The organism is Pseudomonas sp. TWP3-1 (assembly GCF_049896625.1).
In the GTDB taxonomy this organism is placed as follows: Bacteria; Pseudomonadota; Gammaproteobacteria; order Pseudomonadales; family Pseudomonadaceae; genus Aquipseudomonas.
Map to the genome: position 1 here is coordinate 104,133 of NZ_JAFCUQ010000002.1, position 13,967 is coordinate 118,099.

Annotated in this window: 14 protein-coding genes; all 14 read left to right on the forward strand. The window is 62.4% G+C overall.

The window, feature by feature from the left end:
* Positions 1-91 precede the first annotated feature (91 nt).
* Positions 92-826, forward strand: a complete 735-nt coding sequence (locus ACP7BN_RS03655) for a glycosyltransferase family 2 protein (protein WP_426201713.1) — start codon at positions 92-94, stop codon at positions 824-826.
* Positions 823-1,770, forward strand: a complete 948-nt coding sequence (locus ACP7BN_RS03660) for a glycosyl transferase (protein WP_426201715.1) — start codon at positions 823-825, stop codon at positions 1,768-1,770. The genes ACP7BN_RS03655 and ACP7BN_RS03660 overlap by 4 nt, the downstream gene beginning before the upstream one ends.
* On the forward strand, positions 1,751-3,295 hold the full coding sequence (locus ACP7BN_RS03665) for an HAL/PAL/TAL family ammonia-lyase (protein ID WP_426201717.1): 1,545 nt from the start codon (positions 1,751-1,753) through the stop codon (positions 3,293-3,295). Before ACP7BN_RS03660 ends, ACP7BN_RS03665 begins: the two co-directional genes overlap by 20 nt.
* Entirely contained in the window at positions 3,288-3,713 is a 426-nt protein-coding gene (locus ACP7BN_RS03670) for an acyl-CoA thioesterase (protein ID WP_426201719.1), read from the forward strand. Before ACP7BN_RS03665 ends, ACP7BN_RS03670 begins: the two co-directional genes overlap by 8 nt.
* Positions 3,710-4,312, forward strand: coding sequence for an outer membrane lipoprotein carrier protein LolA (locus ACP7BN_RS03675; RefSeq protein WP_426201720.1), 603 nt, complete (start codon positions 3,710-3,712; stop codon positions 4,310-4,312). Before ACP7BN_RS03670 ends, ACP7BN_RS03675 begins: the two co-directional genes overlap by 4 nt.
* Positions 4,296-6,617: an MMPL family transporter gene (locus ACP7BN_RS03680; RefSeq protein ID WP_426201722.1), complete on the forward strand. Its 2,322-nt coding sequence runs from the start codon at positions 4,296-4,298 to the stop codon at positions 6,615-6,617. Before ACP7BN_RS03675 ends, ACP7BN_RS03680 begins: the two co-directional genes overlap by 17 nt.
* A complete protein-coding gene (locus ACP7BN_RS03685) occupies positions 6,614-7,777 on the forward strand; it encodes a sodium:proton antiporter (protein ID WP_426201723.1) in 1,164 nt (387 codons plus the stop codon). The genes ACP7BN_RS03680 and ACP7BN_RS03685 overlap by 4 nt, the downstream gene beginning before the upstream one ends.
* The gene (locus ACP7BN_RS03690; protein ID WP_420646917.1) at positions 7,764-9,011 is read left to right on the forward strand and encodes an NAD(P)/FAD-dependent oxidoreductase; all 1,248 of its coding nucleotides are present in this window, start codon (positions 7,764-7,766) and stop codon (positions 9,009-9,011) included. The genes ACP7BN_RS03685 and ACP7BN_RS03690 overlap by 14 nt, the downstream gene beginning before the upstream one ends.
* Complete coding sequence (locus ACP7BN_RS03695) at positions 9,008-9,733, forward strand: class I SAM-dependent methyltransferase (protein ID WP_426201725.1); 726 nt, start codon at positions 9,008-9,010, stop codon at positions 9,731-9,733. Before ACP7BN_RS03690 ends, ACP7BN_RS03695 begins: the two co-directional genes overlap by 4 nt.
* 161 nt (positions 9,734-9,894) lie before the next feature.
* A complete protein-coding gene (locus ACP7BN_RS03700; RefSeq protein ID WP_426202198.1) occupies positions 9,895-10,347 on the forward strand; it encodes a hypothetical protein in 453 nt (150 codons plus the stop codon).
* Complete coding sequence (locus tag ACP7BN_RS03705; RefSeq protein ID WP_426201727.1) at positions 10,344-11,540, forward strand: beta-ketoacyl-[acyl-carrier-protein] synthase family protein; 1,197 nt, start codon at positions 10,344-10,346, stop codon at positions 11,538-11,540. The genes ACP7BN_RS03700 and ACP7BN_RS03705 overlap by 4 nt, the downstream gene beginning before the upstream one ends.
* A complete protein-coding gene (locus ACP7BN_RS03710; RefSeq protein ID WP_426201729.1) occupies positions 11,537-12,001 on the forward strand; it encodes a hotdog family protein in 465 nt (154 codons plus the stop codon). The genes ACP7BN_RS03705 and ACP7BN_RS03710 overlap by 4 nt, the downstream gene beginning before the upstream one ends.
* Entirely contained in the window at positions 11,994-12,722 is a 729-nt protein-coding gene (gene fabG / locus ACP7BN_RS03715; RefSeq protein WP_426201731.1) for a 3-oxoacyl-ACP reductase FabG, read from the forward strand. Before ACP7BN_RS03710 ends, fabG begins: the two co-directional genes overlap by 8 nt.
* Positions 12,722-13,957, forward strand: coding sequence for a beta-ketoacyl-ACP synthase (locus tag ACP7BN_RS03720; protein ID WP_426201733.1), 1,236 nt, complete (start codon positions 12,722-12,724; stop codon positions 13,955-13,957). Before fabG ends, ACP7BN_RS03720 begins: the two co-directional genes overlap by 1 nt.
* Positions 13,958-13,967 lie beyond the last annotated feature (10 nt).

Below are 13,967 nucleotides of genomic sequence, written 5' to 3' on the forward strand. Positions count from 1 at the left end.
GCAGCCCCAAAGTCGTCCGGCGCGATATCCAGGGCGAGCGCTTCGCACTCGAGCGGGAGCAAGCTCCCTCGCCACAGGGGGGGTGTATTCCATGCATAACCCGTGCGCTGTTATTCCGGTCTACAACCACGAAACTGCAATCACCATGGTGGTTGATGCGCTGCTCGCACAAGGTCTGCCGTGCATTCTGGTGGACGACGCGAGTACACGGTCGTGCGCGCGGGTGCTGGATACGCTGGCCGAACGCGAGCAGGTTTATCTGGTGCGCCTCACGGTCAATCAAGGCAAGGGCGGCGCGGTGATGACTGGCCTGCGCGAAGCGGCGCGACTGGGTTTCAGCCATGTCTTGCAGGTGGATGCCGACGGTCAGCACGACTTGCACGACGTCGCGCGCTTCCTCGATGAATCCCGCGCTCATCCCCAAGCGCTGATCTGCGGTTATCCGCTGTACGACGCCAGCGTGCCCAAGGGCCGTTTATACGCGCGCTATCTGACGCATGTGATGGTGTGGATCAATACCCTGTCGCTGCAGATACGCGACTCGATGTGCGGCTTTCGCGTGTATCCGCTGCCACCGACCCTGGCCTTGATCGACTCGGCGCGGATCGGCAAGCGCATGGATTTCGACTCCGACATTCTCGTGCGTCTGGCGTGGCGCAATCAGCCGATGCGCTGGCTGCAAACCAGCGTGCATTACCCGCTGGATGGCGTGTCGCACTTCCGGATGTTCCACGACAACGTACTGATCTCGAGCATGCACACCCGCCTGTTCTTCGGCATGTTGCTGCGCTTGCCGCTGATCCTTTGGCGACGGTGGCGTACATGAGCGTCGAGACTGATAAAAAGCACTGGGCCGACCGCGAAGAGCGCGGCAGTTTCCTGCTGATGAAATTTACCGCGCTCGCCGCCAAACTCCTCGGGCGCCGCCTGCTCAGTCCCCTGCTGTACGGCATCGTCCTGTACTTTTTCCTGTTCGGACGCACCGCGCGGCGCAGTGCCTGGCAGTATCAGCAGCGCCTCGCCGACTTCAACGCGCGCAGTGATTTGCAGCCGAGCCATTGGCGGGTGTTTCGCCAGTTCATGGCGTTTGCCGATTCGATGCTCGACAAGCTCGATGTGTGGAACGGCAAACTGAAGATCGAACAAATCGAAATCATTGATCCGGCGCTGCTGCGTACACAGTTGCGCGGCAGTCGCGGGCAACTGTTGGTTGGCGCGCATCTGGGCAATCTCGAAGTGTGCCGGGCGCTGGCGGAACTCGGTGAAAAGGTCACGATGAACGTGCTGGTGCACACCAAGCACGCCGAGCAATTCAATCGCCTGCTGGGCGAGGCCGGGGCGACCAATCTGCGCCTGATTCAGGTCAGCGAACTCGATCCGGTAATCATGCTCCAGCTGCACGAACGCCTGGAGCGCGGCGAGTGGCTGGCGATTGCCGGCGACCGTGTGCCGCTGCACGGCGGGCGCAGTGTGACGGTGGACTTTCTCGGCCATCCGGCGCCGTTCCCGCAAGGCCCGTGGCTGCTCGCCGGGCTGCTCAAATGCCCGGTCAATCTGCTGATGTGCCTCAAGCAGCCCGACGGCCACTATCGCCTGACCCTCGAACCGTTCGCCGACGCCGTTGTGTGGAAGCGCAGCGACCGCGAGCAGGTCATTCATCAGTGGGCGACCCGCTATGCCGAGCGCCTGAGTCACTATTGCCTCGAAGCACCGCAGCAATGGTTCAACTTTTACCCTTTCTGGAAGACCGATGACCACGCCAAACCATGAGCCGGTAACCTTCGGCGAACGCCCTTTGCGCATCGAAGACGTGCTGGCCCTGGCCAACCGTCAGGCGCCCGTGCAGTTGCAGAACGACGCCGATTACCGTGAGCGCATCGCCAAAGGTGCGCGGTTCCTCGATTCGCTGCTGGACAAGGAAGGCGTGATTTACGGCGTGACCACCGGTTACGGCGATTCCTGCGTGGTTGCGGTGCCGCTGCACCACGTCGAGGCACTGCCGCGTCACCTCTATACCTTTCACGGCTGCGGGCTGGGCAAACTGCTCGACGCCCAAGCCACTCGCGCAGTCCTCGCGGCGCGTTTGCAGTCGCTGTGCCACGGCGTGTCCGGGGTGCGAGTTGAGCTGCTGGAGCGACTGCATGCCTTTCTCGAACAGGACATCCTGCCGCTGATCCCGGAAGAAGGCTCGGTCGGCGCCAGCGGCGATCTGACGCCGCTGTCCTATGTCGCCGCGACCTTGTCCGGCGAGCGCGAAGTGATGTTCCGCGGCGAGCGTCGACAGTCCGCTGACGTGCAGCGCGAACTCGGCTGGACACCTCTGGTATTGCGTCCGAAAGAAGCACTGGCCCTGATGAACGGCACCGCAGTGATGACTGGCCTCGCCTGCCTGGCCTTCGCCCGCGCCGATTACCTGCTGCAACTGGCCACGCGCATCACCGCGCTGAACGTGGTGGCGCTGCAAGGTAATCCGGAGCACTTCGACGAGCGTCTGTTCGCTGCCAAGCCGCATCCGGGGCAGATGCAAGTGGCCGCGTGGCTGCGCAAGGATCTGGCCATCGACGCCCCGACCGCGCCGCTGCACCGCTTGCAGGATCGCTACTCGCTGCGCTGCGCCCCGCACGTACTCGGGGTATTGGCCGACAGCCTGAACTGGCTGCGTTCATTCATCGAGATCGAACTCAATAGCGCCAACGACAACCCGATCATCGACGCCGAAGCCGAGCGCATATTGCACGGCGGGCACTTCTACGGCGGGCATATCGCGTTCGCCATGGACAGCCTGAAAAATCTGGTGGCCAACGTCGCCGACCTGCTCGACCGTCAGCTCGCATTGCTGGTGGATGAACGCTACAACCACGGTTTGCCGAGCAATCTTTCAGGCGCCAGCGCCGAGCGCGCAATGCTCAACCATGGCTTCAAAGCGGTGCAGATCGGCACCAGCGCCTGGACCGCCGAAGCGTTGAAAAACACCATGCCCGCCAGCGTGTTCTCGCGCTCCACCGAATGCCACAACCAGGACAAGGTGAGCATGGGCACCATCGCCGCACGTGATGCGATCCGCGTGCTGGAGCTGACCGAACAGGTCGCCGCCGCCACCTTGCTCGCAGCCAATCAAGGTGTGTGGCTACGCAGCCGCGATGCTGACGCGCGGCCGCTGCCACCGTCACTCGCCGCCATGCACCAAGAGCTGGCCAAAGACTTCCCGCCAGTCATTGAAGACCGTGCGCTGGAAGGCGAACTGCGCCTGTGCCTGCAACGCATCGCCGAGCAACACTGGAGGCTGCATGCGTAGCGCCGGAGTGTTGCACGCCGACACGGAAATCCTCGTGCCGTTTTTCGACGTCGACACCATGCACGTGGTCTGGCACGGCCACTACGTCAAATATCTCGAAGTAGCGCGTTGCGCGCTGCTCGACAAGATCGGCCACAACTACACGCAGATGGTCGATTCCGGTTATGCGTGGCCGGTGATAGACCTGCAATTGCGCTACGTGCGCGGCGCGGTGTTTGGCCAGAAGCTCAACGTGCGCGCCAGTCTGGTGGAGTGGGAAAACCGTCTGAAGATCAATTATCTGATCACCGACGCGCAGACCGGCGAACGCCTGACCCGCGCCAGCTCGGTGCAAGTGGCGGTCGAAATGAACAGCCGCGAAATGCAGCTGGCTTCACCCAAAATATTTACCGATGCCGTGGAAAGGATGCTGCGATGAACCTGTTTTTGAAGTCCCTTGGGGCGGTGGCGCTGTTGGCCATGTCGTCGCTGGCGCAGGCCTTTGACCTGCAACAGCTGAGTGCGCAACTGGCCAAACCGGACGTGATCCACGGCCAGTTCATACAGGAAAAACACCTGCGCGCCCTGCCCCAGCCGCTGCTCAGCAAGGGCAGTTTCGTGCTGGCAAAAAACCACGGCCTGCTGTGGTTGTTGAAAACCCCGCTGCAACAGGACTACCGCATCAGCGCCAAAGGCATCGCCCGCCGCGACGCCAACGGCTGGCAACTGCTGCCGAACAAGAGCGCCGGTGCCGAGCAGAACCGTTTGTTCCTCGCCGTGCTGCAAGGCGACAGCACTGGCCTGCAAAGGGATTTCGAACTGGCCCTGAGCGGCGACGCGCAGAAGTGGCACCTGACCCTGACTCCGCGTTCGCTGCTGCTCAAACAAGTGTTCAACCAGATCAACATCGACGGCGGCGAACTGGTGCAAACCATCGAACTGCTGGAAACCCAGGGCGACAGCACCCTGCTGCGCATGCAGGACAGCACTTCCAGCCAACCATTGAGCGACGCGGAGCAACATGACTTTGCTGAGTGAACGCAGGCTGCCCTGGCTGTTTTTGATCCTGCTGCTGGCAGTCGCTGCGCTGGGCGTCTGGCAGTGGCGTGACGGCGCGCCGTTGTCGGCGAACTTGATGGAGCTGGTGCCCGGCACTCACCCGGACGCCCTCGAACTGCGCGCCGAACAACGCATGCAGGAGCCGCTCAACCGCGAAATGCTGGTGCTGGTCGGTCATGCCGATCGCCAGCAAGCGGTGGCGATGGCTCAGACCCTTGGCGAACAATGGCAGTCGAGCGGGCTGTTCGAGAAAGTGCAGTGGACCCTCCAAGCCGATCTGCCGGCCCTGCGCACGCAACTGCTGCAAGGCCGGTTGGCGATGCTTTCGGCCGATGATCGACAACTGCTCAGCGAACATCCCGACGCGTTCATTCAGCAACGCGTACAAGCGCTGTTCGATCCGTTCACCGGGTTCAGTCTGGTACCGAGTCAGGACGACTGGCTGGGCCTCACCGGACGCATCCAGAACAGCCAGCCGCAACATGGCGCGGTGCAACTGGACATTGGCAGCGGCGCGTTGATCGCCGACGCCGACGGCAAGAGCTGGGTGCTGCTGCGCGCACGCACCACCGGCAATGCGTTCGACATGAACCTGCCGCTGCAAGTCGCCGCGCTGCTGCAACACAGCCGCGAAGACGCCGCCAAGGCTGACGTGCAATTGCTTGCTGCCAGCGGTCTGCTGTATGCGGCCAATGGTCAGCAGCAAGCTACTCGGGAAATGACCTGGGTCGGTGGCGGTGCGACTGTGGGCATTCTGTTGCTGCTGTTGCTCGCATTCCGCCGTTGGCGGGTGCTGCTGGCATTCGTGCCAGTGCTGGTCGGCATGCTGTTCGGCATGGTCGCTTGCGTGGCACTGTTCGGGCATATGCACGTGATGACGCTGGTGCTCGGTTCAAGCCTGATCGGTGTGGCGGTGGATTATCCGCTGCACTATCTGTCGAAGAGCTGGAGCCTCAAGCCGTGGCGCAGTTGGCCGGCGTTGCGCCTGACGCTCTCCGGACTGACGCTGAGCCTGATCACCAGCGCCATCGGTTATCTGGCGTTGGCCTGGACGCCGTTCCCGGCGCTGACGCAGATCGCAGTGTTCTCTGCCGCCGGTCTGCTCGGTGCCTATCTGTCGGCGGTGTGCCTGTTGCCGGCGCTGCTGAACAACATCGAGCTGCGCCCGGCGCAATGGCCGCTGACCTTCGCCGAACGCTTGATCCAACTGCGCGAAACCCTGCTCCAACACGTCAAGACTCCGGTGTTGCTGGCATTGCTGATCGCGTTCTGCATCGGCGGTCTGCTGCAACTGGAAAGCAAGAACGACATTCGCCAATGGGTCGGAGCGCCGCAACAGCTGACCGATGAAGCGCAGGCAATCGCGCGCATCACCGGTTATCAGCCGACCAGCCAGTTCTTCCTCGTGCGTGCGGCCAATCAGCAAGAGTTGCTGGAGCGCCAGGCAGCGCTGAGCGAACGCCTCGATCAACTGGTCAATCTCGACAAGCTGCAAGGTTATCTGGCGCTCAATCAACTGGTGAGTCCGCCGAGTCAGCAGCAACAGGTGCGCGATGCGCTGAACAAATTGCCGCAGTTCTGGCAGCCGCTGCTTGACCTCGGCGTGCCACTCGCGGCGCTGCAAACCGAGTTGCAACAGTTGCAGAACCTGCCGCTGGAAGACATCGACGCCGCACTGGCCGGCCCACTCGGCGAACCGTACCGAACCCTGTGGCTCGGCCCGACCGACGATGGCGTGGCGGCCATGGTCAGCCTGCAAGGCCTGAACAATCCGGCGCTGCTGCGAGTGCAGGCGCTGGACTTGCCCGGCGTGATGCTGGTGGATCGCCTCGGTGATCTGAACAAGGTCTTCGCCGAAACCCAGATCAGCGCCGCCGAACTGAAACTCGCCTCCTGCGTGCTGATCGTGCTGGTGCTGATGCTGCCGTTCGGCCTCGGCGGCGCAGCACGAATTGTTGCCCTGCCGTTGCTGGCAGCGTTATGCAGTCTGGCCAGCCTCGGCTGGCTGGGTCAGCCGTTGACGCTATTCAGCCTGTTCGGCTTGCTGCTAGTGACGGCGATCAGCGTCGATTACGCAATCCTCATGCGCGAGCAGGTCGGCGGCGCGGCGGTCAGCCTGCTTGGCACCCTGCTCGCGGCGGTCACCACGTGGCTGTCGTTCGGTCTGCTGGCGGTTTCGAGCACGCCTGCGGTGAGTAACTTCGGGCTGTCAGTGAGCCTCGGGCTAGCATTCAGCTTCATGCTCGCACCGTGGGCCGGACGCCATGCGGAGCCGGCAGCATGATGATTGTCGTGTTCTGGCTGCTGGCCCTGGCGTTGTTCTTTGTCGCGACCCGCGTCGGTCGGCACTTCGGGCTGATCCCGATTGTCAGCCAATTGCTGCTGGCGAGTTTCGGTTTGCCGCTGCTGATGTACTTCTGGATCGAACCGGGCTGGCAACTCAGCGGCGCCGAATTGATCAGCCCGACGTGGCTGAAAAATCTCTACAGCCTGAGCTTCGCGCTACTGCTCGGGCACATCCTCAGCGACGTGATCGACCTGGATCTGGATCGCCAGAGCGTGAAAATCGCCATCCCGAGTTTCGCCGTGCCGTTCGCCTGCGGGCTGGCCACGGCGTACTGGCTGCTGCCGGCGCAACCGTGGATCAATTCGTTGGCGATTGGTCTGGTGTTCGCCATTACCGCGATTCCAGTGCTCTATCTGTACTTGCGCCACATCGACTACCCGCCCGCTGCCACCCGGCGCCTGGTGCAGACTGCAATCCTGATTGATCTGACCTGCTGGACGCTGTTCGGTCTGGCTCAGGGCAGTCTGCATTTGAGCAGTTTGCTGCTACCGCTGGCGATGGCCTGCGTGCCGCTGATTCTGTATGCGCTGCGCGTGCGTCAGCCGCTGGTTTACAGCATCGGTTTCTTCGCGCTGCTGGTGGTCGCCGAACACTTCAAGCTCAACGCGCTGATTTTCGGCATCGGTTATCTGCTGTGCATGGCCGCGCTGAAAGTGCCGCTGGTGCTGCCGCTGCCGGCGCGCTGGATGAACCGTTTGCAGACGTGGATCGCGATCCCGCTGATCCTGACCTTCGGCATCGTGCAGATCGACGTGCACAGCGCCCTCGCCAGCCTCGGCGCCGGGCAATGGGCGGCGCTGTTGCTGCTGCCGATTGCTGGCAAAGTACTCGGCAACTGGCTTGGCCTCGGCTGGGCCGGTGCCTCATTCGAAGGCGCCAGCCGCTGGCGCGAAAGCGTGCTGCTGAACATTCGTGGCCTGAGCGAAATCGTTTTTCTCAATCTTTTGTTGCAGCAGCAACTGATCAGTCCGGCGCTGTACTTCGCGCTGATGCTGATGGGTCTGATCGCAACGCTGCTGCCGGCCGTGATCGGCCTGCATCGTGCCCCCCTGAACATCAGCGCCGTTACGGCCAGGAGCTCTCGTGTCAACCGTTGAAATGGAATCCCGTCAGGTTGTGATCATCGGTGCCGGCCCGTCCGGCGCCATCGCGGCCGCGTTGCTCAAGCGCAGGGGCCACGATGTGCTGGTAATCGAGCGCCAGCACTTCCCAAGGTTTTCCATCGGCGAAAGCCTGCTCAGCCATTGCCTGGATTTCGTCGAAGAAGCCGGCATGCTTGAGGCAGTGAACGCCGCCGGTTTCCAGCGCAAGAACGGTGCGGCGTTTGCCTGGGGCGAGCGCTACAGCGCGTTCGATTTCGGCGACACTTTCAGCGACGGCAAGCCGACAACCTTTCAGGTGCAGCGCGCCGACTTCGACAAGTTGCTGGCCGATCAGGCTGCGTTGCAGGGCGTGGAAATCCGCTACGGCGAGACCATCGTCAGCGTCGATTTCCAACGGCCGAAACCGCAATTGAATGTGCAGCGCGAGGACGGCAGCGAATACCTGGTCGAAGCCGATTTCGTGCTGGACGCCAGCGGCTACGGACGTGTGCTGTCGCGCTTGCTCGATCTGGAAGCGCCGTCGGACTTCCCGGTGCGCCAGGCGGTGTTCACCCACGTCGAAGATCATATCGATCCGGCGATTTTCGACCGCGAAAAAATCCTCATCACCACGCATCCCGAGCATCGCGACATCTGGTTCTGGTCGATCCCGTTCAGCAATGGCCGCTGCTCGATTGGTGTAGTCGCCGCCGCAGAACATTTCAATGGACGCGATCAAGATCTGGACGCCTGCCTGCGCGGTTTTATCGCAGAAACCCCAAGTCTGGCCAAGGTTCTGGAAAACGCCGTATGGGACACCCCAGCGCGCACCCTCGGTGGTTACGCCGCCAACGTCAAAACCCTGCACGGCCCGGGTTTTGCGCTGCTAGGCAACGCGGCGGAGTTCCTTGATCCGGTGTTCTCTTCCGGCGTGACCATCGCGATGCGCTCGGCGAGCATGGCCGCCAGCGTCTTGAATCGTCAGCTGCAAGGTGAAACCGTCGACTGGCACAGCGAGTTCGCCGCGCCGCTGAAACGTGGCGTCGATACCTTCCGCTGCTACGTCGAAGGCTGGTACGCCGGGACTTTTCAGGACGTGATTTTCCATGAGCAAGCTGCGCCGGAAATCCGCCGCATGATCTGCTCGATTCTCGCCGGTTACGCCTGGGACGAACGCAACCCGTACGTCAGCGAAGCGCGCCGTCGACTGAAGACCATCTCCGAACTCTGTGCAAAGGACTACACATGAGCTACTTGAGCGACAGCTACGTCGAAGAGACCCGTTTCGGCTTGTGGTTCCTGCGCAGTCACACCTGGCAGCATCATGTTTTGCGCGTCGCGATTGATGATTTGCGTGGTTTGTTCAGCGAGGCGCCGCCGGTCAATCCGGTGCTGCTGGATGCGGGTTGCGGTCAGGGCAAGTCGTTCGGCCACCTGCGCCAGACTTTCGCCCCGCAGCATTTGATCGGTGTGGATGCCGATCCGCACAGCCTGCAAATGAGTGGTGAAGAAGCTGCGCGCCAAGGTCTGGATGTCGAATTGATCGGCAGCGATTGCGCGACCCTGAATGTGGCGGCCGCCAGTGTTGATCTGCTGTTCTGTCACCAGACTTTCCATCATCTGGTCGAGCAGGAAAAAGCACTGGCGGAGTTTTATCGGGTACTCAAACCGGGCGGTTATCTGCTGTTCGCCGAGTCCACCGAGGCCTACATTGATACGTGGGTGATTCGCTGGCTGTTCCGCCATCCGATGCACGTGCAGAAAAGTGCGGCGCAGTATCTGGGGATGATTCGCCAGCAGGGATTCGAGTTCAGCGAGCAGAACGTTTCGTACCCGTATCTGTGGTGGAGCCGTTCGAAGGATTTTGGCTTGCTGGAGCGTTTCGGGTTGCGCAAGCCGAAGCCGTTTGGGCAGCGGGAAGAGACGTTGGTTAACGTCGTGGCGCGCAAGCCGCTTGCGGGTGAGATCTGATGTACCGCAGTCGATCTATGCACACTGAACCCTGTGGGAGCTGGCTTGCCAGCGATTGCGGTGGGTCAGTTGAATTCAATGTTGGGTGTGCCGACGCTATCGCTGGCAAGCCAGCTCCCACAGTGTCCAAGGTGTGGCGGCTGTTTGTGGTTGGCGTTGTAATGTTGCTCAGTGCGTGCGCCAGTCAGGCGCCGCTGCCGGCGGGTAATCCGGATCTGCCGTTGCCGCTGCAATTGCATATCGAGCGCACGTTGGCCGAGCAGCGTCAGGACTGGCTGCTGGTGATCCAGCGCGAAGGCCCGGGCATCCGCTGGTCGATGATGGACCCGTTGGGCATTCCTCAGGCGCGTCAGCAACTGATCGATGGACACTGGCAGGCCGATGGTCTGTTGCCGCCAAATCCGGAAGCCCGAGAGCTGTTCGCTGCGCTGCTGTTCGCGCTGACGCCATCCGGTGAGCTGACGCGCAACTATCCGGCAGCGCACCAACAGGCCGGGCAACGCTCCCTGCCAGCGCGCTGGGATATCCGCTACTCACAACCGTTGAGCTTCGAATTGAATCTGCCCCAAGGCCCGCACTATCGCGTGTCGCCACTCGGTGAATCGACGCCATGACCGCTTACCTGAATGCCCTCGGCGTGATCTGCGCCCTCGGTCGCGACAAGCAATCCGTGGCGCAAAAATTGTTCGCTGGCGATTGCTCAGGCATGCGCCTCGAATCCGGCTGGGTGCCGGAGCGCGAGTTGCCGGTGGCCGCCGTGCATGGCGACCTCGCTCCGATTCCGCCAGAGCTGTCGGCCCAGCGCAGCCGCAACAATCAGCTGTTGCTGGAAGCGGCGTTGCAGATCCGCGACGACATCGACCAGGTGATCCACACCTACGGCCGCGAGCGCATCGGCGTTGTGCTCGGCACCAGCACGTCGGGCATCGACGAGGCCAGCCGTGGTCTGGCGCACTACATTCGCGACCAGCAGTTCCCGGCCGACTACGACTACCGGCAACAGGAACTCGGCGCCCCGGCAAATTTCCTCGCCGACTGGCTGCAACTGAGCGGCCCGGCCTATGTGATTTCCACCGCTTGCACTTCCAGTGCGCGCGCCTTGATGAGCGCCCAGCGCTTGCTCGATCTGGGCCTGTGCGACGCGGTGTTGTGCGGCGGCGTCGACAGTCTGTGCAAGCTGACGCTGAACGGTTTCTCGGCGCTGGAAGCAGTATCCGAGCAACGCTGCAATCCGTTCTCGGCCAACCGCAATGGCATCAATATCGGCGAAGCGGCGGTGTTGTTCGTGATGAGCAGACAGCGCGGCGACGGACCGGCCATCGCGCTGCTCGGTGCTGGCGCCAGCTCCGATGCGCACCATATTTCCGCGCCGGAACCGAGCGGTCGTGGCGCCCGACAAGCGATGCAAAAGGCCCTGAGTCGAGCGCATCTGCAAGCAACGCAAATCGACTATCTGAACCTGCACGGCACCGCGACCCAACACAACGACTCGATGGAAAGCCTGGCCGTGGCCGCGCTGTTCCCGGAGGGCGTGGCCTGTTCGTCAACCAAACCGCTGACCGGCCACACCCTTGGCGCTGCCGGTGCGCTGGAGGCGGCGTTCTGCTGGCTGAGCCTGAGTGCCGACAATCCCGATCACGCCTTGCCGCCGCACGTCTGGGACGCGCAGCAGGATCCCGCGCTGCCGGCCCTGAAGTGGGTGACTGCAAGCGAACGCCTGTCGTCCATTGCACCCCGCTACCTGATGAGCAATTCGTTCGCTTTCGGTGGCAATAACGTCAGCCTGATTATCGGAGACGCCCCATGACTGACTGGCCGCTCGCCGAACTGCTGCCGCACGCCGGCGACATGATCCTGATCGACAAGATTCTCTGCTTCGACGATGAGCAGATCCACACCCGTCTCACGGTCAAATCCGACGGCCTGTTCAACCTGCCCGACGGCAGCTTGCCGGCATGGGTCGGCGTCGAGCTGATGGCGCAAAGCGTCGCCGCGTTTGCCGGTTGTCATGCGCGACGCAAAGGCAATGCGGTGGAGCTGGGCTTTCTGCTCGGCACGCGCAAATTTGAATGCAATGTCGCGGCGTTTCCCGCTGGCAGTGAGCTGACCATCCACGGCATGCGCTCGCTGGAAGACGACAACGGCATGGGCGTTTTCGAATGCCACATCAACGCGCCCGGCATTGAGGCCAGCGCCCGGCTCAACGTGTTCCGCCCGCCACACGCGGCGAATTATCTAGAACAGAAAAAGGAGTCGAACGATGACTGAATCAATCCTGGTCACCGGCTCCAGCCGTGGCATCGGCCGCGCCATTGCCCTGCGTCTGGCACAGGCCGGACATGACATCGTCGTGCATTGCCGCAGCGGCATGGCCGAGGCGCAAGCGGTGCAGGCGGAAATTCAAGCGCTGGGCCGCAACGCCCGCGTGCTGCAATTCGACGTCGCCGACCGCGAAAGCTGCAAAGCCATTCTCGAGGCCGATGTCGAAACTCACGGTGCCTATTACGGCGTGGTGCTCAACGCCGGCCTGACCCGCGACGGCGCGTTTCCGGCCCTGAGCGACGATGACTGGGACGTGGTGCTGCGCACCAATCTCGATGGTTTCTACAACGTCCTGCACCCGGTGATGATGCCGATGATTCGCCGTCGCGCCGCCGGACGCATCGTCTGCATCACCTCGGTGTCGGGGCTGATCGGCAACCGTGGCCAGGTTAACTACAGCGCTTCGAAGGCTGGCGTTATCGGCGCTGCGAAAGCCTTGGCGATTGAACTGGCCAAGCGCAAAATTACCGTCAACTGCGTCGCTCCGGGTTTGATCGACACAGCGATGCTCGACGAAAACGTGCCGGTGGAAGAACTGATGAAAATGATCCCCGCACAACGCATGGGTACGCCTGAGGAGGTAGCCGGTGCGGTGAATTTCCTGATGTCGGCGGAAGCCTCGTACATCACCCGCCAAGTGCTGGCAGTCAACGGAGGCCTGTGCTGATGAAGCGCGTCGTCGTCACCGGCATGGCCGGCATCACTTCTCTGGGCAGCAACTGGGAGACCATCGCCGGCAACTTCGCGGCCAACCGCAGCGGCATTCGCCGGATGGACGAATGGGATCGGTTTACTGAACTCAACACACGTCTGGCCGGGCCGATCGATGATTTCGTGGTGCCGTCGCACTGGACGCGTAAACAACTGCGCAGCATGGGCCGTGTCTCGCGTCTGGCGGTCGGCGCCGCCGAACAGGCACTCGCCGACGCTGGGCTGCTCGGCGATCCGTCGATCAAGGACGGACGCATGGGCGTGGCCTGTGGCTCGTCCACCGGCAGCACCGACGAGATCAAGGCGTTCGGCAACATGCTGCTCAATTCGGTAGCCGAAGGTCTCAACGCCAACTCCTACGTACGAATGATGCCGCACACCACAGCAGCGAACATCAGCATCTTCTTCGGCCTCACCGGCCGGTTGATCCCGACGTCCAGCGCCTGCACCAGCGGCAGCCAGGGCATCGGCTATGCCTACGAGGCGATCAAGTTCGGCCGCTTGCCGCTGATGCTTGCCGGCGGTGCTGAAGAGCTGTGCCCGACCGAGGCCATGGTGTTCGATGCGCTATACGCCACCAGCCTGAAAAACGATGCCCCGCAAACCAGCCCGCGTCCGTATGACAAAGATCGCGACGGCCTGGTGATCGGTGAAGGCGGCGGCATGCTGGTGCTTGAGGAGCTGGAACACGCCCTCGCGCGCGGCGCGCACATTCACGCTGAGCTGGTCGGTTTCGGCAGCAACGCCGACGGCCAGCACACCACCCGCCCGGAACAGACCACCATGCGCCGTGCGATGGAACTGGCGCTGGAAGACGCCGGCCTGACGCCGGATGCCATCGGTTATGTTAACGGCCACGGCACCGCGACAGAACAGGGCGACATTGCCGAAACACTGGCCACCAGCAGTCTGTTTGGCGAACGCATGCCGATCAGCTCGCAGAAGAGTTTCCTCGGCCACACCCTGGGTGCCTGTGGTGCGCTGGAGTCGTGGTTCAGCATCGAAATGCTCAACCGTGACTTGTACGTGCACACGTTCAATCTCGACGAGGTCGATCCGCACTGCGGCAAGCTCGACTACCTGCGCGGCGAGTTCCGCCAGATGAGCAACGAGTACGTGATGAACAACAATTTTGCCTTCGGCGGGGTCAACACCTCGCTGATCTTCCGCCGCTGGCCGCAACCGAATTAATCCGGGTCAA

Coding starts and splice junctions, on each gene's coding strand:
- ACP7BN_RS03695 (WP_426201725.1), top strand. CDS start 9,008: ATGAGCTACTTGAGCGACAGCTACGTCGAAGAGACCCGTTTCGGCTTG.
- ACP7BN_RS03685 (WP_426201723.1), top strand. CDS start 6,614: ATGATGATTGTCGTGTTCTGGCTGCTGGCCCTGGCGTTGTTCTTTGTC.
- ACP7BN_RS03680 (WP_426201722.1), top strand. CDS start 4,296: ATGACTTTGCTGAGTGAACGCAGGCTGCCCTGGCTGTTTTTGATCCTG.
- ACP7BN_RS03700 (WP_426202198.1), top strand. CDS start 9,895: ATGTTGCTCAGTGCGTGCGCCAGTCAGGCGCCGCTGCCGGCGGGTAAT.
- ACP7BN_RS03670 (WP_426201719.1), top strand. CDS start 3,288: ATGCGTAGCGCCGGAGTGTTGCACGCCGACACGGAAATCCTCGTGCCG.
- ACP7BN_RS03675 (WP_426201720.1), top strand. CDS start 3,710: ATGAACCTGTTTTTGAAGTCCCTTGGGGCGGTGGCGCTGTTGGCCATG.
- fabG (WP_426201731.1), top strand. CDS start 11,994: ATGACTGAATCAATCCTGGTCACCGGCTCCAGCCGTGGCATCGGCCGC.
- ACP7BN_RS03705 (WP_426201727.1), top strand. CDS start 10,344: ATGACCGCTTACCTGAATGCCCTCGGCGTGATCTGCGCCCTCGGTCGC.
- ACP7BN_RS03655 (WP_426201713.1), top strand. CDS start 92: ATGCATAACCCGTGCGCTGTTATTCCGGTCTACAACCACGAAACTGCA.
- ACP7BN_RS03660 (WP_426201715.1), top strand. CDS start 823: ATGAGCGTCGAGACTGATAAAAAGCACTGGGCCGACCGCGAAGAGCGC.
- ACP7BN_RS03665 (WP_426201717.1), top strand. CDS start 1,751: ATGACCACGCCAAACCATGAGCCGGTAACCTTCGGCGAACGCCCTTTG.
- ACP7BN_RS03720 (WP_426201733.1), top strand. CDS start 12,722: ATGAAGCGCGTCGTCGTCACCGGCATGGCCGGCATCACTTCTCTGGGC.
- ACP7BN_RS03710 (WP_426201729.1), top strand. CDS start 11,537: ATGACTGACTGGCCGCTCGCCGAACTGCTGCCGCACGCCGGCGACATG.